This window comes from uncultured Shimia sp., from assembly GCF_947493595.1.
Lineage (GTDB): Bacteria > Pseudomonadota > Alphaproteobacteria > Rhodobacterales > Rhodobacteraceae > Shimia.
The window spans coordinates 470,890-492,360 of the sequence record NZ_CANLRL010000002.1; the positions used below are offsets into that span (position 1 = coordinate 470,890).

Here is a 21,471-nt window from a genome sequence, read left to right on the forward strand (position 1 = left end):
CCGCCGTAACTAAAGGGAGGTTTTTGTCCTGTTTGACGCGAAAATGTATCTGAATTACATATCGTTGAAGCGAGATGTGAGGCTGATGTGACCGATAACGCCACCGAATCGAATCTGGACAACCTGCCTCCCAAAAAGGGACGCGCCGGAGCGGGTGATGTGATCTCCGCGCTGCATCACCACGACGGCAAGCTGGCGACGCAGGAGCAAAAGGTGGCCAATTACGTAAAAGCACATCTCGAAGATGTCAGCTCCATGAACATCGCGGAATTGGCCAAACACTGTGAGGTCAGCACACCCACTGTGATCCGGTTTTGTCGGACGTTGGGGTGTGATGGCTTCCGGGAATTTAAGCTTCGGTTGGCGCAGAACCTCGCGGTTAGCCGACAATATCTCTCCGCTGACCCGTCGCCAGCCCCGGCCGCAGGGGACACGGCGGTGGATCAAATTCTCGCGGCGCTGTTTGCCGCAACAAACACGATGCGTCATCAGATTGAGCCTGACGTGATGGAGCAGGCAAAAGCCGTGCTACTGGACACTCAACATGTGTTGTTTGCCGGGATTGGTGGGGGATCCTCCAATGTGTCCCAAGAAGCTGCGAACCGGTTTTTTCGACTTGGCATTCCGTCGGTGTCCACCAGCGACAGCTATATTCTGCAGATGCGGGCGGCGACGTTGAAGGCGGGTGATGTCTTGTTTCTAATTTCGGCCAGCGGCGAGGCGGATGCCATTGTCGGCGCGGCAGAAATTGCCGGCGGCTATGGTGCGACGACCATTTGTATCACCAAGCCGAACACGCGGTTGGCCAATGCCTGTTCGATCCCGATTGTGGTGGATTTGCCGGAGGATCGGGACATCCACAAACCCACGGCGTCGCGGTATGTGCATATGATTCTGGTGGACGCGCTGGCGATGGCTGTGGCGCAAGGCATGGCGTCGGAGACTACGGAAAACCTGCGCCGTATTCGGGCGTCTCTGACAGCCTATCACGGTCGGACCGGACCGCAGCCCTTGGGCGACTAAAGCGTAGATGAAAAAGCCCCCAACCGATGGCTGGGGGCTTTTTGTTAAAGGCGTGGCATCAACTCCGCCAGTGCGGCGAAACGCTCAAAGGATTTGTTTTCCGCGTCGCTCCATCCCGCTTCGGCAATCGCGTTCAGGCGCGGGTAAATCATGTGGTTGCGGCGCTCCAACGTGGTGAGGTGTTCGCTCCACATGCAGCCTTGAACCCCCTTGAGACGTCCCTGAAGCGCGGCGTCGCCGTTGTCCGCTTCAAAGGCATAGGTTTTGTCCAATGGGGTGAACCCCGCCCAGCTGGCGCCCGGCGCGTACCAAGCATCGGACAGCGCCATGTCGAGGTAGTAGGCCTGTCCCGGCGTACTGACCACATCGTAGCCATCGTTGGCCAGTTCTGCGGTTTTTTCCACAGTGGTCCATGCGAAGAGCAGGCTTTTTTCCGGGTCCAGACCGCCGCCATGGGCAACCTCTTCCCAACCACCCAATTTGCGGCCTCGATCTGCGAGGAAGTCCTGAATTTGACGCAGGAAATAGGCTTGAAGTTCATGGGTGCCTTTGAGGCCGGTCTCGCGCATCATGGCTTGGGCTTTGGGCGACTGCATCCAGGCGTCTTCGGCGACTTCGTCACCGCCAATGTGCACCACCTCAAATGGAAAAATGTCCAACACTTCTTCGAGCACTTTGGTGGCAAAAGTGTAGGAGCCCTCAATGGCTGGGTTGAGCGCGTTGTTGGCGTAGCCTTGCACCGACCAGTAGCTTTCCGGCTCCTCAGAATCGACCAGCTCCGGCAGCGCGCCAAGCACGCAGGCGCAGTGGCCCGGCACGTCGATTTCCGGCATCACCTCGACACCCAGCGTGGCGGCATGGGCCACCACATGGCGCGCATCGTCTTGGCTGTAGAAACCACCTTGCCCGGCAACATCGGCACCAAGTTGCGGCAGAACAGGCAGGTCCATGCCGGTGAATGCTGCGACTTTGGTGAGTTGCGGGTAAGCCTTGATTTCCAGTCGCCAGCCTTCGTCATCGGTCAGGTGCCAATGAAAGCGGTTCATCTTGTGCCAAGCCATGATGTCCACGTAGCGCAGCACTTGCTCCATCGGATAGATCTGGCGTGAGACGTCGAGATGCGCACCGCGCCATTCGTGGCGGGGAGCATCGGAGATGTCGCCGGTGAACGGCACGCCGTATTTGGTGGCATCCTGATAGGCGTTGGTCAGGGTTTGTGCCAATGTGATGAGGCCATAGAGCAGACCTTGATTTGTACTGTGCTGCAGCGTTGGTTGGCCTTCCGTCCAAGTGATCCGGTAAGCCTCATCCGCAAGTGACGCGTCGGGTGTGATCTGGAGCTGCGGAACGTCGCCTTTTGCTGTCAGAACAAAAGGCACCGGCGTCAAAGGATAGAGGCGACGGGTGAGGTCGGCTACGTGTGATACCGCCTGAATGGTTGCAAGGTCGCGCTGCGCCACGGCGTAGTGCATGGGAGCGTTGGCACACCAATGGCTCACTTCGACCTGATTGGGTTGTGGAAGCACTCCGCAGGACAAGGCTGCGTTTTCCGTTGGCGTGGCTCTGCCAAGGGCGGTGGGCGCCTGCAACTCGCTGGCAAAAACAGGCACGAGCGTGCCGTCCTCAAGCACCACGCCTGCTGATTTCGGACCTTCGTTGGAGTGCTGCGCCGGGCGGGTGAGGCTTTGCTCGGTGAAGCGCCAGGTTTCCCCAGGGTTCAGCACATAGCCGTCTTCCGAGGTGTATTCGTGAAAGTTGGCTTGCCGCCGCAAGAGCGTCGCACCGGTGCAGCGCGACGGGCGCAGGGTGCGCACAAGGGTGGTATAGACCAGACCGGGTTTGGTCACGGCAACATCGCTGCAATTGGTTAGAGCAAATTCCATGGCGCCGTCTTCTGCGTGCCAGAGGCTGTCGAGGTGGAAGTGCATTTCTATCGTCCTGTTGGTTGGATGACTAAGGCAGTGTCAAAGAGGTCATGCAAGAGCGTTGGCAAAGACGCCTTGTTCGGAGCCGGGGATCTCAACGGCACCGCAGTTTTGTTTGTAGAACGCGACCGGTCCGGCCTGGCCGATCACGCCGTAGGTAAAGCCATCTGCGCGCAAGCGGTGCAATGCGGCCAGCAGGAGGGCTTTGCCGAGGCCTTGGCCGCGTGCTTCAGGCGCCACCCCCGTGGGGCCAAAGAAACCACGACAGGTGACGTCGTAGCAGGCAAAACCGAGCAGGGTTGATCCTTCGGTGGCGACCAGAACGCGGGCAGGCCGAGCGGCTAGCGCCACGGTGCATTCGTCCACCCATTTGGCGCCAAAATGCCTGGCGACAAAGGCCAACAGCACATGGGATTCAAACGGCAGCGCCGGGCGCAGGCTGATACCTTCGGGTAGAGGAGGCTCCGGCGGGAGACTGTAGAGTGGCACCAGAAGATCAGGCATGGGCCGGAACCGCATGTTCGGCAATGACATGGCCGGGGCTGATCTCGCGCAAGGCGCTGACAGGGTGTGCACTTGTCTCGCGCACAAATTTGGCTTGGGCGGCAAAGCCCGCATCGCCGCCTGTCAGACGCAAGGCGGGGTCCGGCACCGCCGCCCGCAGAAGTTTGGTGTAGCCGTGTTGCGGATTGCCAACCACCTGAGAGGTTGGTCCTTTTTCCACTACTTGGCCACGGAACATCACGGCGGTGTCTTCTGCCAGGTATTCGGCGGTGGCGATGTCATGAGTGATGTAGAGGATCGACAGGCCGTATTCAGATTTGAGACGCTGCATTAGACCCAGAACGGATTTGCGGATTGATACATCCAACATTGAGGTCGGCTCATCCGCCACGATCAACCGGGCTTTCACTGCCAAAGCGCGGGCGAAGTTCACGCGTTGACGTTGACCGCCGGAAAGTTCGTGGGGGAATTTGTCCGGGGTGGAGACCGGGTCCAGTTCCACATCTTCCAGAATAGACCGCAGCGCGGCGTCTGGGTCGGTTTCCGGCTGATGCAAAGCCAATGCACGCAGCAGGTGGTGACGGATGGTGTGCGCCGGGTTAAGCGCGGAAAAAGGGTCCTGGAAGACCATTTGCACCGCCTGGCGATAGCGCATTTGATCCGCCTTGGATGTCATCGCAGCGATGTCCTGACCTTCAAACAGGATGCGACCCGAGGTGGGGCTGTGCACGCCGACGATCATTTTGCCAACGGTGCTCTTGCCGGAGCCACTTTCGCCGACCAACGCAAGGGCGCGGCCCGGCAGGAGGTCGAGTGACACATTGCGCAGCGCGTCCACCACCGAGGCGCGGCCAAAGACCGGGCGCACGGCGAAGGTCTTGCTCAGATTGTCGAGGCTGAGGATAGGGGTGTCAGACGGCATGGGCCATTCCCTCCGGGCGCTGGGCAAGCAACGGCATCGCATCCCATATACTGCGGGTGTAGTCGTGCTTTGGTGCAGTGACGATTTGCGAGGCGGTGCCTATCTCGACAATCTTGCCTTCTCGCATGATGCCGATGCGGTCCGAAATCTGGGCCATCAGGGCAATGTCGTGGGTGATGAACAGCACGGAGAAGCCGAGTTCATCTTTCAGGCGCAGCACCTCCTGCAAGATTTCGCGCTGCACCACCACATCCAGTGCGGTGGTTGGCTCGTCCATGATGATCAGCTTGGGTTTGAGCGTGAGCGCCAAAGCCAGAGCAACCCGCTGGCGCATGCCGCCGGAGAGCTGGTGCGGGTGGGCGTGCATACGATCGGCGGGGATGCCGACCATCTCAAGCATCTGCGCGGTACGCTCCTGCGCCTGTGCTTTGGTCACCGTGCTTTGAGCGCGCAGCATGTCGTAGAACTGCCGGAAGATGGTCATCACCGGACTGAGCGAGTTCATCGCGCTTTGGAACACCATGGAGACTTCGGACCAGCGCCAGGCACGCAGCTCTTTGTCGCAAAAGGAGAGCACATCGCGGCCTTCAAACAGGATGTGGCCATTGCGGACCAACGCGGGCGGCTTGTGCAGACGCATGAGAGCATAAGCGACTGTGCTCTTGCCACAGCCCGACTCCCCGGCGAGGCCTAGGATTTCATTGAGCTGGATCTCAAAAGAGATGTCGCGCACGGCGGTGAAAGGCTCCCCGCTGGTCAGGTAATCTATGCGCAGGTCTTTGACAGAAAGAAGGGCACTCATTGGTTGGCCTCCTGCATGCGCTGACGGGTCAGGCGTTTTTCGATGCGTAGGGCTTTGGCGACGTTGCCAAGGGTGCGCATGCGCGGGTTGGCGATTTCATCCACGCCAAAGTTCATCAGCGACAGACCAATGCCAATCAGGACAATGGCTGAGCATGGCGCCAGAATTTCCCACCAGGCGCCCACCATGATGGCGGAGGCGGTTTGCGCGTTATAAAGCATGGTGCCCCAAGAGGTGGCGAGCGGGCTGCCAAGCCCCAGGAATTCCAGCGTGGCCTCGGTGATGATGGTGAAGATCACGGAGCCAATGAAATTGAAGCCGATGATCGACAGCAGGTTGGGCAGCATCTCCACAAGGATCATGCGCCAGGTGGGCTCGCCAATCATTGCGGAGGCCTGGATGAAGTCACGGGTCTTAAGCGACATGGCTTGCGCGCGAGTGACCCGCGCGCCCCAGGCCCAGGAGGTGAGGCCGATGATCAGGGCAATGGCCCAAGGTCCAACCTGACCAAGGAACGCAGCCAGAACCAGCAGCAAGGGCAGTTGCGGCAGAACCAGCACAACATTGGTTAGGAAGTTCAGGACATCGTCGACCCAACCGCCAAAATAGGCGGCGGTGATGCCGATGGCGGTGCCGATGGCGGTCACAATGAGGCCAGCAACAATACCAACCATAAGCGAAGTGCGGGTGCCCCAGATCAGCTGGCTAAAAACATCGCGGCCCATGCGCGTGGTGCCGAGCCAATGTTCCGCCGACGGCGCTTGGTGTGGTCGACCTACTCGGGCAACAGGATCAAACGGTGCAATGAGGGGCGCAAAGATTGCAATCGCTACATAGATCAGCACAATGGTTAGGCCGATGGCGGCTTTGCGGTTGCGTAGGAAGGTGCGGAGAAGATCAGACATCAGGCCCTCTTCAATCGGGGATCAAGGAAGACATAGGCCAGATCTACCGCGAGGTTCGCGAGCAGCATGGCAAGTGTCATGATGAGCAACTGCCCCTGGATCAGCGGGAAGTCACGCCCAACAATGCCAAGATACAAAAGGTTGCCGACGCCGGGGTAGTTGAACACCACCTCGGTGATAAGTGAGCCGCCAAACAGTGCGCCGAAGCTAAGCGCCAGAGCGGTCACAGAGGGCAACAGCGCGTTGCGGGCGGCATAGGCGTAGCGCACGCGGGCGTCGCTCAGGCCTTTGGCCTCAGCCATGGCAAGATAGTCTTCGCCAAGCTGGCCAATCATGTTGTTGCGCATGGTGATCAGGTAGCCACCAATCAATACGACGCTCAGGGTCACGACCGGCAGGAAGCCATGGTAGAGAACCGAGGAGATGAACTCCCAGCTCCAGGCCGGATCCAGACTTGGGTTGAAGGCGTAAGAGGTCGGAAAGACGCGGTTTTGCACCGCAAGAAAATAGAGACCACACAGTGCCACAACCACCGCAGGCACGGATTGCAGTGCCAAAGCGGTTGGCGAGGCAATCACATCAGTGAGTTGTCCGCGGCGCCATGCGGCCAGAATGCCCAGAAGCGTACCGATGGAAAAGGAAATCAACAGCGCGGAGCCGGTGAGGAACAGAGTCCAGGGCAGGGCTTGCATCAACACATCTGCCACTGGCATCGGGTAGAATTTGACCGACAGACCAAAGTCCCAGGTGAAGATCGAGCCAAGGTAGGCAAAATACTGTTCATGCAGGGGAGCGTCGATAAAGCCGAAGGTTGCCATCAGCGCGTCGCGGGCTTCGGGGGCAATCATGCCGCCGGAGTTGGCCAGCATGATGTCAGCCGGGTTGCCGGGCAGCATGCGCGGGATCATAAAGTTGAAGGTCGCAGCCACCAGAAAAGCCACGCCGTAGAAGCCGAGCCGCTTCAGTAGAAAACGCATCAGGTCAAACCATCTGTCGGGAGGGAAGTGTTTACCAAAAGCGGGGCCACCCATCAGATGAGCGGCCCCGAAGGTAGGGAGGTTTATTCAGCAGGCCGCAGGTTCAGCAGGTGGACCAAACGGGCCGGGTTGGTCTTGTGAACCACCGGGTTGGCCACCGGGTTGTCTGCGTTAAAGAAACCGGTGAAACGCTTGGTGTTGTACTGATACCAGCGCGGGTTGTTGAAGACATACGCAAGTGGCATCTCTTCCCCGATGATTTCCTGCACCTCAGCCATGATTTCCATCTGCTTTTCGGTGTCGCTTGTCTGGGTGAATGTATCCAGAAGCGCGCTCAGCTCTTTGTTGTAGTAACGCGAGGCCGCAAATCGGGACTTGGCCTGGTTGTTTGTGTGCAGCGAGTCCAGATACTGGTTGAACGGGGTTGCCCCCACGCGCACCGAGTTGATCGCCATGTCGTACTCACCGGTGATGAGCTTCTCTGTCCAGACCGCAGCTTCGGGCGTCGATACATTGGCTTTGATGCCAGCTGCATTCAAGCCTTCTACCGCGATTTGGCAGCTATTGACCCAGTCAGTCCAGCCATTTGGCACGATGACTTCGAGGTCGATTTGTTCGCCATCAGGGGATTCTACAAAACCGTCACCGTTGATGTCTTTAAAGCCAGCTTTGGCCAGAAGCGCTTTAGCGGCCTCGATATCGTACTGCGTGAAAGCACCAAACTTCTCATCCACCCCGTCGTTGTTCCAAGCGTGGAAGGCGCGGCCCAGACCGGAGGGGTATTGGTTGATGGTTGGGTAGCCGTAGCCGGCAATTTCCACCATCGCTTCGCGGTCAAACGCCATGGATACAGCGCGGCGGAAATTCACGTCGTTGAACGCGGCTTTGTCGCCAGCTTCAGGCGCTTCGAAGTTCATATAGAAGGCCACGAGCGATCCACCTGGCAGCCAGTAGCTGTGGTGTTCGGGATCCTTGGCGACAAAGGTGTTGTCGATGTCGGGCAAGAAAGAGCCCATCCAGTCCAGCTCGCCATTGGCGGCTGCGGCCAGCGCCTGATCGTTGTTGGCGATCTGCGGGAAGCGCATGCAGTCCACTTTCAGGCTGTCGGCATCCCAGTAGTTGTCGTTGCGACACTGTGTGTATTCCTGCGGGGTAAAGCGGCGGATTTCGGTCAGCGGACCGGAGCCAACCGGGTTCGGGTTGGTGAAGGTCACGGGATCATCAACGCCGCTCCAGACGTGCTCAGGCACAATTGGCACCCGCACGATTTGGTACATCGCTTGACTGGAAGGCGTGGCAAGGTTGAAGCGCACGGTTTTGTCGTCAAGTTTTTCAACGCCAGATAGCATTTGTGCCATGCCAACGCTGTCCAGAGCCGGGTTGCTCAGGGCCAGGTCGAAGGATTTCATCACGTCATCGGCGGTGAAGGCTTCACCGTCCGACCATTTCACGCCGTCGCGCAGGGTCACCGTGATCGAGCCAAGGTCATCGGCGTAGTCAAAAGCGGTTGCCAGACGGAAGATCGGCTTACCGCCATCCAATGCGTTGAAGATGATCAGCGGCTCATACATGAAATGCATGACGGACGGGGCTGCGGTGGTCTGGTTAAATGGGTTGAAGTTTTCCACCCATGCCGTGACTTGATCCGGAAGCGCGGTCAGCACGGTTTCTTCGGCTTGAGCGGTTGTTGTCCAGAGGGCAACCGAAGCCAAGAGCCCGGCGGTAGCCTTAAATTTCATTTTGTCTCTCCCTGTGCGGGCGGGGTGTCCCGCCTCATGTTTATCCGCCTGATGCCGCATGGTTTCGAGCGGCAGTAATACAAATCATGGTTGCATTTGATCTCCTCATCAAACGCCACGGATGTTGCGCATTGAAATCCTCGCACCGCTGGGAATGGCACCAGAAAAATCGGAAAAATCGTCAAAACCTGTGTGTAGGTGTGTTTGGGGAGATTAAAAATCATGCGCTTTCAGAGTGTTAGGCTATTTGTCTGTCAAATATTTCTTGCCATATTACAACTTCGCCCCTTGTTTCGCATTGTATCTGACCGCAGGATTGCGCGCAGCAAAACCAGAAAATTCGGAGTTAATGTGCCTCTACAGGGAATTCGCGCGCGCCTGCTTGTCACCTTTCTGCTTGCGTCTGTGTTGCCATTGGCACTTGGCGGTTTGGTGTTTTATCGGCTGGTCAATCAAACCATCACAACGGAAACTTTTGAAAAGGTTGCCTTTGCGCGGGATGCCAAGGCGAGTGAGATCGCGCAGTATATGACCTATGCCAGTCGGCAGGCAGAGAACCTCGCGCAATCGGCCAACGTGCGCTACTCAGTAGGGGAGTTTTACGGGTTCAGCCATGCGCTTCGACAGATGGATGGCAGCCCGGAGGAAGCTGGCGCGCAGTTGCGCAATATCTTCGGCGTGGATAGTGCCAGTGGCGGCCGATCTGATGGTGAAGCAGAAGACAGGCTGTTGCGCGAGGCACTGGAGTACTCCAATACGCATCGAAGGTTTCATGCTGACTTTCTGGATTTTCTGCGGGAGGCCGAGTTTGACAATCTCTATCTGGCAGATCGGCACGGACAGGTTGTCTATTCCGTTCACAAGGACGCCTATTTGGGGCGGCCACTCAATCAGCGTGTCATTGGATTAGGGCAGGCCTATTTCAAAGTAACGTCTGGTGAAGAATTTGGCCCTGTATTTCAGGACTTTGCTGTGGATGCCATTACTGGCGAACTCGCGGCTTATTTGGCTGTCCCTGTGCGGCTGCATGGCAGTCACAAGGGGGCAATGATTCTGCGCATACCTCCAAATAGTCTTGAGGGATTGGTGACGGAGAGCGAAGCGGAGCTGTCTGTTCTGTCGTCTGGCGGCATTGTGATTGCCTCTAATGGAGCGCCGGTTGCCGGTGAGCCTGTGCGTATGCCGAAACAAATGAAAAGTCCGGAAGGTGTGGCGGTCTTGGAGGCAGGGTTGTCTGGTGGGGCGTCTCTCTCAGCTTGGCGCATCTTGGACGAGCCGTTTCCGCAATGGACAGTGGTTGCCGAAACCAGCAGGGATGCGGCGTTTCAGAATAGTGATCGGTTGCGGGAGACCTTGCTGGTGATTGGAGCGGCAGCGGCGGTTGGGTTGTCGTTTTTATCTTTTGTCTTTTCCAGTGCCATCACACGGCCGGTGCGACGTATGTCAGAAGCAGCCAGTGCGGTTGCAACAGGCAGTCTGAACGACGCACTGCCGGAATATGACCGCCCGGTAGAATATGCGCGCCTGTCGCGGGCAGTGAACCAAATGCGGCGTGCGTTGCGCGATCAGCTTGATCTCATTCGGGACAAAAATGATGAGCTCCAAGAGAAACTAAGAGAGATCGGTGAGAAGAACGCCGAATTGGAAGAAGCCGATCGCATGAAAGATCGGTTTTTGGCCAATACCTCCCATGAACTGCGCACACCGTTGAACGGCATCATTGGCATTCTGGAAACGCTTGAAGGTGGCGCAATGGGGGACATGTTGCCCGCACAGGCCAGTCAGTTGCGGTTGATTACGTTCAGCGCGCGGCGCTTGTCACGCTTGGTGGACGATCTTCTGGATATTTACCGCATTCGTGAGGGGAGGATGCGCTTGGATCTGCAGCCGGTCGACGTGTCGCAAGCGGCCCATAGCGTTGTGCAGCTGTTGCAGCCAACCTTCCAGGTGGATCTTGCTAAATTTCACATTGATCTTCCGGAGGATTTGCCTGCGGTATACGCGGACCCGGTGCGATTTGAACAAATTCTGTTCAACCTCCTGTCCAATGCGGTGAAATACGGGGCTGGCAGTGATGTGGAAATTACCGCGCAGGTGGCCGGTAACGATCAGATGGTTGTGTCCATCCGTGATCACGGACCGGGCATTGCGGAAGACAGTATGGAGCGCATTTTCCATCCGCTAGAGCAGTTGACGCCGGATGGGTCCGGTCAAGCCACGGGAACCGGGCTTGGTCTGACCATTGCGCGGCACCTGGCGAATTTGATGTCCGGCAGCATCGAGGTATCCAGCACTCAGGGAGACGGGGCTGAATTCCGTGTGCTTTTGCCGGTGACAGACCAGATGCCAATTTCGTTGCCAGAAGACCTCTTGCCAGCCGAATTTGCAGCGGCGGCCGTGCCGCGCCCGGACATGGAACAAGCGGGCATTGCCGCGCCGGAAGGGTCTCCATTGATCCTTGCGGTGGATGACGAGCCGATCAATTTGCAGGTGTTGCAAAATCTACTGGTGCCTCAGGGGTATCGGGTCATCACGGCCCATAACGGATCGGAGGCGTTGCGATGTGTCGCGGAGAAACGGCCGGACTTGATTGTGTTGGATGTGATGATGACCGGTTTGAGTGGTTTGGATGTGGCGCGAGATTTGCGCCGGCGGCACCGCTTACATGAGTTGCCCATTATATTGCTGACGGCGCGCGGCCGCACCAGTGACATGTTGGCCGGGTTTGACGCGGGCGCAAATGATTATGTGGTGAAGCCGTTTGCCAAAGACGAGTTGCTCAGTCGAATTCGCACTCTGTTGGAGGCCAGCCGGGCCCGAAGCTCGGCCGCAGAGAACCGTGAACTCAAAGAAGAGATTGAGCGCCGTATTCAGATTGAGGATGCTTTGCGATTGTCGCAGCGGCGGATGGCGCAGTTGCTTGATACGTTGGACGATGGTCTGATTTGTGTGAATGCGCGCGGCTTGATTACCTATGCGAATGAGGCGGGTCAGAAGGTTTTGGACAAGCCCGTGACCGTTAATAAGAGCCGGCTAAAAGACGTTTTGCCAGAAGATATCCTGGCGCCGTTGGAGCAAACCGAAGTTGAGGATGAGCCGATCCATATTGAGGTGATGCAGCGTGGGCGCGCACATCAGGTCAGCCTGTTTGCGATGCTTCCGGAAGCCGGAGGGGGGCGGGCCGTGCTGTTCACACCAGGACCAACCCCAAAAGCGCAGTTTGTGAATTCTTTACGTGATGTTGTGGACACGTCTTTGCCGTCTCTTATGTCGCAAAATGAAGAGGAAGCAGGAGGCTGTTCGGCCGGAGATAGATATCGGGAAACCATTGTGGCACTGATGTCGGACTCTCTGGAGATCTGGGGGGCTGCCACTGGGAAAAGTAAGATTGATTTTGCCGAGGCCAGCGGTATTTGGCGGGTGAACCTCGATAAGACCTCATTGCAGACTCGCACGCTTGATAAGTATTTGCTGATAGAGACGCTGCCGGACAATCCTCGGTGGCGGGATGTTTTGAAGACGGTGAAGTTTGTGTTGGCGCTTAAGGAGCGTGGCACGTCTGGCGGGGATATTGGCGTGCGCTTTGAGGTGCTTGAAAAGCGGTTGGAAGAGTTCCGGGCATTGATTGACCAGCGGGACTGACGTTTGGAAGCACGCATCGGCGGAGGGGGATTGCGTTTCTCTGCAAAATCTCTATACACCGCCGCCATACATGCGCGTGCAGCCCGCTTTGGCTTGATCTGATTCTCTGAACAAGAGAGCCCGTTCGGGACGTAGCACGCATTTAACCGTACCGAACCAAAAGGTCTCAGATCATGGCAAATTCGCCCCAGGCAAAAAAACGCGCCCGTCAGAACGAGCGTCGTCTCGAAGTTAACAAAGCCCGTCGTTCCCGTATCCGTACCTTCATCCGCAAGGTGGAAGAAGCCATCGAATCCGGTGATAAAGACGCGGCAACCGCAGCTCTGCGTGCCGCTCAGCCTCAGCTGATGCGCGGTGTGACCAAGGGTGTTTACCACAAGAACACTGCAGCGCGGAAAATGTCCCGCCTGACTGCACGGGTGAAAGCGCTGGCGTAAGCCGCTCTTCACAATCGTTTCGGAAAAACGCCGCTGTTTCAGTGGCGTTTTTTTGTGCTCAGCTGTAGGCGATGAAGAGTAAGGCGACCCCAAGAAGGATGCGGTAGATCACATAAGGTGTGAAGCTGACCGAGCGCAGCAAGCGCATCATCAGCGCCAGCGCCAAGAGGGCGGCAAAGAAGGAAAAGGCAGCGGCGATGGCGGCGTCTTTGGCCAGATCCATATTGGCTTCTTTGATGACATCCAGTGAGAGCAGAGCACCGCTGGCGATGATGGTTGGAATCGACATCAACATAGCCAGTTTTGCCGCATCTTTGCGGGTATATCCGAGGTGGCGGGCGCCGGTGATGGTGATGCCGGAGCGTGAGGTTCCGGGGATCAGCGCGAGGGCTTGCCAAAAGCCCATTTTCACGGCGTCTTTGAGAGACCAGTCGCCCTCGGTTTTGGTTTGCGGACCGCGTTGGTCCATCCACCACAGCAAAATGCCAAACAGGATCATGGCCCAGCCAATCACGGCGACCGAGCGCATGGCGTCGTTCAGACCAGTGATTTTAAGCAGGAAGCCCGCAACGATGACGGGGATGGTTGCCATGGTCAGTAGGAAGGCAAGCCGTGCTCCCGGGGTGTCGATACGGCCTGTGAGCATGCGGGGCAATCCGGTGAAGGCACTCTTTGTGTCGCTCCAGAAGTAGAGGATCACTGCGCCCAGCGTGCCGACATGTGCGGCGACATCAATGGCGAGTCCTTGGTCCGGCAGAGGGGTCACCTTGGACAGAAGAATCAGGTGCCCTGAGGAGCTAACTGGCAGAAATTCGGTGAGACCCTGAAGGATCGCCACCAGAAAAATATGAAAAAGTGCCATTTGCGGTGGGATCCCTGGTTGAGCGACTCACGTATAAATGCTCAATGATTCAAGGGAAATACAGAATATAGGTCCGATTCGGACCAAGAAATGATCCATTTTTTGCAATTGTGGCGCGCTATTTGTCAAAAAACTGAAATATAGGTCAGAATGTTTGACTTTTATATCCGGTGAAGATTATCTAAACACTGCGAACTGGATTTAATCAGGAGGCAGCTGACGTGGCTAAGCAACCTATGCTGAAATTTGTGACCGTGGATCGTGACATGCCGGAGAAGCGTGGCGCCACTGTACGCAAGGAAGATTTCGACGAAATCTATGCGGAGTTCGCTCAGGCGAAAGCAGAAGAGCAGGCGAGTCGGTGTAGCCAATGTGGCGTGCCCTATTGCCAAAGCCACTGCCCGCTGCACAACAATATCCCAGACTGGCTGCGCCTCACCGCGACCGGCCGTCTGGAAGAAGCTTATGCTGTCAGCCAAGCCACCAACACCTTCCCGGAAATCTGTGGCCGTATCTGCCCGCAGGACCGTCTGTGTGAAGGCAACTGTGTGATCGAACAATCTGGCCACGGCACCGTGACCATTGGCTCGGTTGAGAAATACATCACCGACACCGCTTGGGACAAAGGCTGGGTGAAGGCCATCACGCCTGTGCAAGAACGCAGCGAAAGCGTTGGCATCATTGGGGCTGGCCCTGGTGGTTTGGCGGCAGCGGACCGTTTGCGCCGCGCGGGCCTGCAAGTCACCATTTATGATCGCTATGATCGCGCCGGTGGTTTGCTGACCTACGGTATTCCCGGATTTAAGTTGGAAAAAGATGTCGTTATGCGCCGCAACAAGCTGCTGGAAGATGGCGGTGTGACCTTTAAGCTGAACTGCAATGTGGGTGAAGACATCACCTTCCAGGAGATCCGCGACGCACATGAGGCAGTGATCATTGCAACCGGCGTTTACAAAAGCCGCGACCTTGGCGGACCCGGCGCTGGTGCCAAAGGCATCGTGAAAGCGATTGACTATCTGACCGCCTCCAACCGTGAAAACTTTGGCGACACCGTGCCAGAGATCGAAAGCGGCGAGCTTTATGCCGAAGGCAAAAAGGTTGTTGTGATTGGTGGTGGTGACACCGCGATGGACTGTGTGCGTACGGCGATCCGTCAGGGTGCCGAGAGCGTGAAATGTTTGTATCGCCGTGACAAAGCCAACATGCCAGGGTCTCAGCGGGAAACACAGAATGCCGAGGAGGAAGGCGTTGAATTTGTGTGGCTTTCCGCACCCAAAGGCTTCACCGGCGGTGACACTGTTGAAGGCGTGATGGTGCAGAAGATGCGCTTGGGTCAGCCAGATGCCTCCGGTCGTCAGAGCCCGGAAGTGATCGAGGGTGCCGACTATGTTGAAGACGCGGATCTGGTGATCAAGGCGCTGGGCTTTGAGCCGGAAGATTTGCCAACCCTGTGGGATCAGCCGGAGCTGGAAGTGACCCGCTGGGGCACTGTGAAGGCGCAATTCACAACCGGTGCAACTGATCTTGAGGGCGTGTACGCCGTGGGTGACATCGTGCGCGGTGCGAGCCTTGTGGTGTGGGCGATCAAAGACGGCCGCGACTGTGCCGATGCGATCTTGGAAAAGCTGGGCGCAACCCCGGCAATCGCCGCGGAATAAGTGTTAATCGGCGCAATACGGGCCCCAAAAAGGGACGTCGGTATTGCGTCGGTATCACGGCTGTTTTGCGACTGTGCGAAACAAAGCGGCCAGATGTTAACGTGACAGAGGTGTTGACCCAATGACGACGACTGAAACCACATCGACCAAGACCGGCGCATGCCTGTGTGGCGCGGTGCGGTTTGAGTCCGAGAAAGTGCCGGCGCAGGCGGGCATCTGTCATTGCGAACAATGCCGCCGATGGACCGGTGTCGCACTGATGGGCGTCACAGTGCCAACCGACTCGATCAAGTGGGACGGTGCTGAGCACATCACCCGGCTTCAGAGTTCTGAATGGGCCGAGCGGGCCTGGTGCAGCAAATGTGGCACCAACCTGTTTTACCGCGTGACGGCAGACAATGAGTGGGCTGGCGGTACGGAGATTCCGGTGGGGCTGTTTGACGATCCAAATGGGTTTGAGGTGAAGAGCGAGATCTTCATTGATCAGAAGCCCGACACATTTGGTTTTTCCGGCGAGGGTCGCAAGGAAATGACGCGCGCACAGTGTGTGGCATTGTTTAGCGACCTCGGGACCAACTGAGGGAACTGCCGTCAAATGGATCAACGAGTCGATATTCAAATGCGGATCGCGACCGAAGACCACGAGGTGGCTTACATGCGCGGCACCGGCAACCGGTTGGTGGTCACGCTTGGCGGGGTAGGCACAAAGCCCAACGAGATGCCGCCGTTTGAATTTGTGGGGACCGCGTCGCAGGGCGGAGAGAACCACGTGATCCTGGTCACAGAGCGGGCCAGAACATGGATGAACAGCCCGGTCTTGCCCGAGGCGATAGTGAAGGAGATAGAGACGGTGGTGGCACGCGAAGCCATTGACGAGGTGGTTGCGATTGGCAACAGCATGGGCGGCTTTATGGCGCTTGTGTTGCCGACGCTGACCCGCGTCGACACCGTTGTGGCGCTGTCTCCGCAATTCTCAATGCATCCCAAAGTGGTGCCGGAAGAAACCCGTTGGCAGAAGTGGCGCCGCCGCTTCCCGACCTATCGTTTCCGCCAGGTGCCCGCGCCGCAAGATGGCACACGCTATGTCGTGCTGCACGGCGATATGCCGGAAGAACGCATTCACTGGGCCCGCTTCCCGCAAGCGCCCAAAACCTTCAACCATTTCATCCTGCGGGGCGAGTCCCACGATCTGGTGAAGGCGTTGAAGAAACTCGACATCATGCGCCTGCTGTTGGAGCGGGCCATGGATATGAAAACGCGCCAGGTGCGCAAACTGTTGGAAGGCCATTTCACCGTGGTGCGCAGGGAAGACCTGCCACAGGCGGAGCAAGTGGCGCCAAGCTACCCCACAACTCTGGGACAGGAGACCGTCAATGACAAAGTATGATGAAAACTGGGTCGGGGCCGAAGAAGCCAAACGCACATTCATGGCCGAAAATGGCCTGTATGAGGAAAGCGAAGAGCACTCCTCCTGTGGCGTTGGGCTTGTGGTGTCCGTGGACGGCAAGCCAAGCCGCAAGGTTGTTGAGGCCGGTATCACCGCGCTGAAGGCGATTTGGCACCGGGGTGCGGTGGATGCGGATGGTAAGACCGGCGACGGTGCAGGCATTCACGTGCAGATCCCAGTAAGCTTTTTCTATGACCAGATTGAGCGCACCGGCCATGAGCCGAACAAAGACGAGCTGATTGCGGTGGGGCAGGTGTTTTTGCCACGCACCGATCACGGCGCGCAGGAAAGCTGCCGGACAATTGTGGAAACCGAAGTTCTGAAAATGGGCTATCGCATCTACGGCTGGCGTCATGTGCCGGTGGATGTGACCTGTCTGGGCGAGAAAGCCAACGCAACCCGTCCTGAGATTGAGCAGATCCTGATCTCCAATTCCAAGGGTGTGGATGAGGACACGTTTGAGCGCGAGCTTTATGTGATACGTCGTCGGATTGAGAAAGCGGCTTTGGCGGCGAACATCACTGAGCTCTACATTGCGTCGTTGTCTTGCCGCTCGATCATCTACAAAGGCATGATGCTGGCGGAGCAGGTGGCGGTGTTTTACCCGGACCTGTTGGACGAGCGTTTTGAATCGGCGTTTGCGCTGTATCACCAGCGCTACTCCACCAACACCTTCCCGCAGTGGTGGTTGGCGCAGCCGTTCCGCATGTTGGCGCACAATGGTGAGATCAACACGCTGAAAGGCAACCTGAACTGGATGAAGAGCCATGAGATCCGCATGGCGTCTGCGTCCTTTGGCGACTACGCCGAAGACATCAAGCCAATTGTGCCGGGTGGGGCGTCTGACTCTGCGGCGCTGGACGGAGTGTTTGAGGTTCTGGTGCGTGCGGGCCGTTCTGCACCCATGGCAAAAACCATGCTGGTGCCGGAAAGCTGGTCCAAGCAGGCGGTGGAGTTGCCGCAGGCGTGGCGCGACATGTATTCCTACTGCAACTCCGTGATGGAGCCGTGGGACGGCCCAGCCGCGCTGGCGATGACCGATGGCCGTTGGGTATGTGCTGGTCTGGACCGCAACGGTCTGCGCCCGATGCGCTATGTTGTGACCGGGGATGGGCTGCTGATTGCGGGCTCGGAAGCGGGCATGGTGCCGATTGATGAAGCCACCGTGGTGGAAAAAGGCGCGTTGGGGCCGGGTCAGTTGCTGGCCGTGGATATGAAAGAGGGCAAGCTCTACCACGACACAGAGATCAAAGATAAGCTGGCGGGTGCGCGTCCGTTTGGTGAGTGGGTTGGCAAAATCCGCGACCTGGGCGACGAGTTGGCCAGCGTGGAAGAAACCGCGACATACACCGGCGAAGAGCTGCGTCAGCGTCAGATCGCGGCCGGCTATTCCATGGAAGAGGTTGAACAGATCCTTGCGCCAATGGCCGAGGATGGCAAAGAGGCACTGGCCTCGATGGGCGATGACACACCAAGCGCGGTGCTGTCGAAGATGTACCGTCCGCTGAGCCACTTCTTCCGTCAGAACTTCTCCCAGGTGACCAACCCACCGATCGACTCGCTGCGGGAATACCGCGTGATGTCGCTGAAGACGCGGTTTGGCAATCTGAAGAACGTGCTGAGCGAAGATGGCAGCCAGACCGAGATTGCGGTACTGGAGAGCCCATTTGTGGCAAACGCCCAGTTTGAACGCATGCTCGAGGCGTTTGATGATACGGTCGTGGCCATCGACTGTACTTTCGACTCAGCTGGTGGTGATGGCGCGTTGCAGGCCGGTTTGGAGCGTATCCGGGCGGAAGCCGAAGACGCGGTGCGCTCTGGTGCGGGCCACATTGTGCTGACCGATCAGGCGCAGGGTGTGGACAAGGTTGCGATGCCGATGATCCTGGCGACCAGCGCGGTGCACAGCCATCTGACACGCAAGGGTCTGCGGACCTTCTCAAGCCTGAACGTGCGCTCTGCGGAATGTATCGATCCACATTATTTTGCCGTGCTGATTGGCTCCGGTGCCACCGTGGTGAACGCCTATCTGGCCGAGGACACGCTGGCGGATCGCATTGAACGCGGTCTAGCGGATGGCACGCTGACTGAAAACATGGCGCGCTATCGTGAGGCAATTGACCAAGGTCTGCTGAAGATCATGGCGAAGATGGGGATTTCGGTGATTTCCTCCTATCGTGGTGGTCTGAACTTCGAGGCTGTGGGCCTGTCCCGTGCGATGTGTGCCGAGTACTTCCCGGGTATGACCAGCCGGATTTCCGGCATTGGTGTCAGCGGCATTCAGCACAAGGTCGAAGAGGTGCACGCCAAAGGCTTCAAATCGGGCACTGATGTGCTGCCGATTGGCGGCTTCTACAAGGCACGTAAGTCTGGCGAGACCCACGCTTGGGGTGCACAGACCATGCATATGATGCAAGCGGCCTGTGATCGTGCGTCTTATGAGATGTGGAAGCAGTATTCTGCGAAGATGCAGGCCAATCCGCCGATCCATCTGCGCGACCTGCTGAACATCAAACCGCTGGGCGAAGCCATTCCAATTGAGGAAGTGGAAAGCATCACCGCGATCCGCAAACGCTTTGTGACGCCGGGCATGTCTTTGGGCGCGCTGTCGCCTGAGGCGCACAAAACGTTGAACGTGGCGATGAACCGGATTGGTGCAAAGTCTGACTCCGGTGAAGGTGGCGAAGATCCGGCACACTTCGTGCCGGAGCCAAACGGCGACAACCCATCGGCAAAGATCAAGCAGGTGGCGTCGGGTCGTTTTGGCGTGACCGCCGAATACCTGAACCAGTGTGAAGAGCTGGAAATCAAGGTGGCACAGGGCGCGAAGCCCGGTGAGGGCGGCCAGCTGCCGGGTATGAAGGTCACCGACCTGATTGCGCGTCTGCGGCACTCCACCAAAGGTGTGACCCTGATTTCGCCGCCGCCGCACCACGATATCTACTCGATCGAAGACCTTGCGCAGCTGATCTATGACCTGAAGCAGATCAACCCGCGCTGTAAGGTGACGGTGAAGCTGGTGGCGTCTTCGGGCGTTGGCACCATTGCGGCCGGTGTGGCGAAAGCGAAAGCTGACATCATCCTGATCTCCGGCCACAACGGTGGTACTGGTGCGTCGCCCGCGACCTCGATCAAATACTGTGGCCTGCCGTGGGAGATGGGCCTGACCGAGGCACACCAAGTGCTGGCGATGAACAACCTGCGCGAACGCGTCACCCTGCGGACCGATGGTGGTCTGCGCACGGGGCGTGACATTGTGATGGCGGCGATGATGGGTGCCGAGGAATACGGCATCGGTACTGCCGCGCTGATCGCGATGGGCTGTATCATGGTGCGTCAGTGTCAGTCCAACACCTGCCCCGTGGGCGTGTGTACGCAGGACGAAGATCTGCGCAAGAAGTACACCGGATCCGCGGACAAGGTGGTGAACCTGATCACTTTCTACGCGCAGGAAGTCCGGGAAATCCTCGCCTCTATTGGTGCGAAGTCTCTGGATGAGGTGATTGGTCGTGCGGACCTGCTGGCGCAGGTGTCGCGTGGCTCTGCTCACCTTGACGATCTGGACCTGAACCCGCTGCTGATCACCGTCGATGGGGCGCATGACATCGTCTACAACCGCGACAAAGACCGCAACTTCGTGCCTGACACGCTGGATGCGGAAATTGTACGGGATGCGGCGCGCTTCTTGGAAGATGGCGAGAAGATGCAGCTCAGCTATGCGGTGCAGAACACGCACCGGACCGTGGGCACGCGGACCTCGAGCCACATCGTGCGCAACTTCGGTATGCGCAACGCGCTTCAGGACGATCACCTGACCGTCAAGTTGACCGGTTCTGCGGGTCAGTCGTTGGGGGCCTTTGCGGCGCCGGGTTTGAAGATCGAAGTGTCTGGCGATGCCAACGACTACGTCGGCAAAGGTCTGTCTGGGGGTACCGTTGTGGTACGCCCACCCATGGCGAGCCCGCTTTCGGCAGCGGAGAACACCATCATCGGCAACACCGTGCTTTATGGGGCCACTGATGGTTACTTGTTTGCGGCAGGTCGTGCCGGCGAGCGCTTTGCGGTGCGGAACTCTGGTGCAAAGGTTGTGATCGAGGGCTGTGGTGCCTGTGGGTGTGAATATATGACCGGTGGTCTGGCGGTGATCCTGGGTGACATCGGTGCCAACTTTGGCGCGGGTATGACCGGTGGCATGGCCTATCTTTACGATCCTGAGGGCAAGGCCGAAGGGGTGATGAACATGGAAACGCTGGTGACCTGTCCGGTGACCGTGCAGCATTGGGAAGATCAGCTGAAAGGCATGATCGAGCGCCATGTGGCCGAGACCGGATCGGTGAAAGCGCGCGATATCCTGCAACACTGGGACGTTGAGAAAGCCAACTTCTTGCAGGTCTGCCCAAAGGAGATGCTGGTGCATATCCCACATCCGCTGAGCCACGACAGCGCCGCGGTTCCGGCCGAATAAGGCTGGACTAGAGACAGAAAACGACCCCCGCTAGTGCAAACTGGCGGGGTTTTTTAATGGCGTATGCGGGGCGTGGTATTTCAACCAGAAACTGAATTTTAACCGCCGTTTGCTTTGGTCAGCGCGGTTTTGTCTGATAAGCTTTGCAGAACGTGACAGCGCA

General features: G+C 57.8%; 15 protein-coding genes. 7 read left to right on the top strand and 8 right to left on the bottom strand.

Features of this window, described 5'->3' with window-relative positions; genetic code table 11:
- The first annotated feature begins 87 nt into the window (after positions 1-87).
- Positions 88-1,023, top strand: coding sequence for a MurR/RpiR family transcriptional regulator (locus Q0955_RS07815; protein ID WP_299422671.1), 936 nt, complete (start codon positions 88-90; stop codon positions 1,021-1,023).
- 44 nt (positions 1,024-1,067) lie between these two features.
- Here Q0955_RS07815 and Q0955_RS07820 read toward each other — a convergent pair whose 3' ends face one another.
- The 7 genes from Q0955_RS07820 to Q0955_RS07850 all read right to left on the bottom strand — a co-directional run bounded on the left by Q0955_RS07820 (position 1,068) and on the right by Q0955_RS07850 (position 8,797).
- Positions 1,068-2,951: a beta-N-acetylhexosaminidase gene (locus Q0955_RS07820; RefSeq protein ID WP_299422674.1), complete on the bottom strand. Its 1,884-nt coding sequence runs from the start codon at positions 2,949-2,951 to the stop codon at positions 1,068-1,070.
- Between the two features lie 45 nt (positions 2,952-2,996).
- Positions 2,997-3,452, bottom strand: coding sequence for a GNAT family N-acetyltransferase (locus Q0955_RS07825; protein WP_299422677.1), 456 nt, complete (start codon positions 3,450-3,452; stop codon positions 2,997-2,999).
- Entirely contained in the window at positions 3,445-4,374 is a 930-nt protein-coding gene (locus tag Q0955_RS07830; RefSeq protein WP_299422679.1) for an ATP-binding cassette domain-containing protein, read from the bottom strand. Before Q0955_RS07830 ends, Q0955_RS07825 begins: the two co-directional genes overlap by 8 nt.
- Positions 4,364-5,176 carry an ABC transporter ATP-binding protein gene (locus Q0955_RS07835; protein ID WP_299422682.1) on the bottom strand — a complete coding sequence of 271 codons (813 nt, stop codon included), beginning with the start codon at positions 5,174-5,176 and terminating at the stop codon, positions 4,364-4,366. Before Q0955_RS07835 ends, Q0955_RS07830 begins: the two co-directional genes overlap by 11 nt.
- A complete protein-coding gene (locus tag Q0955_RS07840) occupies positions 5,173-6,081 on the bottom strand; it encodes an ABC transporter permease (RefSeq protein ID WP_299422685.1) in 909 nt (302 codons plus the stop codon). The genes Q0955_RS07835 and Q0955_RS07840 overlap by 4 nt, the downstream gene beginning before the upstream one ends.
- On the bottom strand, positions 6,081-7,058 hold the full coding sequence (locus Q0955_RS07845) for an ABC transporter permease (protein WP_299422688.1): 978 nt from the start codon (positions 7,056-7,058) through the stop codon (positions 6,081-6,083). Before Q0955_RS07845 ends, Q0955_RS07840 begins: the two co-directional genes overlap by 1 nt.
- 83 nt (positions 7,059-7,141) lie before the next feature.
- A complete protein-coding gene (locus Q0955_RS07850) occupies positions 7,142-8,797 on the bottom strand; it encodes an ABC transporter substrate-binding protein (RefSeq protein WP_299422690.1) in 1,656 nt (551 codons plus the stop codon).
- Between the two features lie 351 nt (positions 8,798-9,148).
- On the opposite strand from Q0955_RS07850, the gene Q0955_RS07855 reads away from it, so the two are divergent.
- Positions 9,149-12,439, top strand: a complete 3,291-nt coding sequence (locus Q0955_RS07855) for a response regulator (RefSeq protein WP_299422693.1) — start codon at positions 9,149-9,151, stop codon at positions 12,437-12,439.
- Positions 12,440-12,612: 173 nt separating this feature from the next.
- Positions 12,613-12,876, top strand: coding sequence for a 30S ribosomal protein S20 (rpsT, locus tag Q0955_RS07860; protein ID WP_299422696.1), 264 nt, complete (start codon positions 12,613-12,615; stop codon positions 12,874-12,876).
- 58 nt (positions 12,877-12,934) lie between these two features.
- On the opposite strand, the gene Q0955_RS07865 is transcribed toward rpsT, so the two are convergent.
- The gene (locus tag Q0955_RS07865; protein ID WP_299422698.1) at positions 12,935-13,738 is read right to left on the bottom strand and encodes an undecaprenyl-diphosphate phosphatase; all 804 of its coding nucleotides are present in this window, start codon (positions 13,736-13,738) and stop codon (positions 12,935-12,937) included.
- Between the two features lie 221 nt (positions 13,739-13,959).
- Between Q0955_RS07865 and Q0955_RS07870 the strand changes: the two genes are divergently transcribed.
- From Q0955_RS07870 to gltB, 4 genes are all read left to right on the top strand, one after another.
- Positions 13,960-15,396 (top strand): NAD(P)-dependent oxidoreductase, encoded by a 1,437-nt coding sequence (locus tag Q0955_RS07870; RefSeq protein WP_299422701.1) that lies wholly within the window; start codon positions 13,960-13,962, stop codon positions 15,394-15,396.
- A gap of 121 nt (positions 15,397-15,517) precedes the next feature.
- Positions 15,518-15,976, top strand: coding sequence for a GFA family protein (locus tag Q0955_RS07875; protein WP_299422704.1), 459 nt, complete (start codon positions 15,518-15,520; stop codon positions 15,974-15,976).
- A gap of 15 nt (positions 15,977-15,991) precedes the next feature.
- Positions 15,992-16,783, top strand: a complete 792-nt coding sequence (locus Q0955_RS07880) for an alpha/beta hydrolase (RefSeq protein ID WP_299422707.1) — start codon at positions 15,992-15,994, stop codon at positions 16,781-16,783.
- A complete protein-coding gene (gene gltB / locus Q0955_RS07885) occupies positions 16,770-21,308 on the top strand; it encodes a glutamate synthase large subunit (protein ID WP_299422709.1) in 4,539 nt (1,512 codons plus the stop codon). Before Q0955_RS07880 ends, gltB begins: the two co-directional genes overlap by 14 nt.
- Positions 21,309-21,471 lie beyond the last annotated feature (163 nt).

Coding starts and splice junctions, on each gene's coding strand:
- Q0955_RS07830 (WP_299422679.1), bottom strand. CDS start 4,374: ATGCCGTCTGACACCCCTATCCTCAGCCTCGACAATCTGAGCAAGACC.
- Q0955_RS07875 (WP_299422704.1), top strand. CDS start 15,518: ATGACGACGACTGAAACCACATCGACCAAGACCGGCGCATGCCTGTGT.
- rpsT (WP_299422696.1), top strand. CDS start 12,613: ATGGCAAATTCGCCCCAGGCAAAAAAACGCGCCCGTCAGAACGAGCGT.
- Q0955_RS07835 (WP_299422682.1), bottom strand. CDS start 5,176: ATGAGTGCCCTTCTTTCTGTCAAAGACCTGCGCATAGATTACCTGACC.
- Q0955_RS07865 (WP_299422698.1), bottom strand. CDS start 13,738: ATGGCACTTTTTCATATTTTTCTGGTGGCGATCCTTCAGGGTCTCACC.
- Q0955_RS07825 (WP_299422677.1), bottom strand. CDS start 3,452: ATGCCTGATCTTCTGGTGCCACTCTACAGTCTCCCGCCGGAGCCTCCT.
- Q0955_RS07820 (WP_299422674.1), bottom strand. CDS start 2,951: ATGCACTTCCACCTCGACAGCCTCTGGCACGCAGAAGACGGCGCCATG.
- Q0955_RS07850 (WP_299422690.1), bottom strand. CDS start 8,797: ATGAAATTTAAGGCTACCGCCGGGCTCTTGGCTTCGGTTGCCCTCTGG.
- Q0955_RS07880 (WP_299422707.1), top strand. CDS start 15,992: ATGGATCAACGAGTCGATATTCAAATGCGGATCGCGACCGAAGACCAC.
- Q0955_RS07845 (WP_299422688.1), bottom strand. CDS start 7,058: ATGCGTTTTCTACTGAAGCGGCTCGGCTTCTACGGCGTGGCTTTTCTG.
- gltB (WP_299422709.1), top strand. CDS start 16,770: ATGACAAAGTATGATGAAAACTGGGTCGGGGCCGAAGAAGCCAAACGC.
- Q0955_RS07840 (WP_299422685.1), bottom strand. CDS start 6,081: ATGTCTGATCTTCTCCGCACCTTCCTACGCAACCGCAAAGCCGCCATC.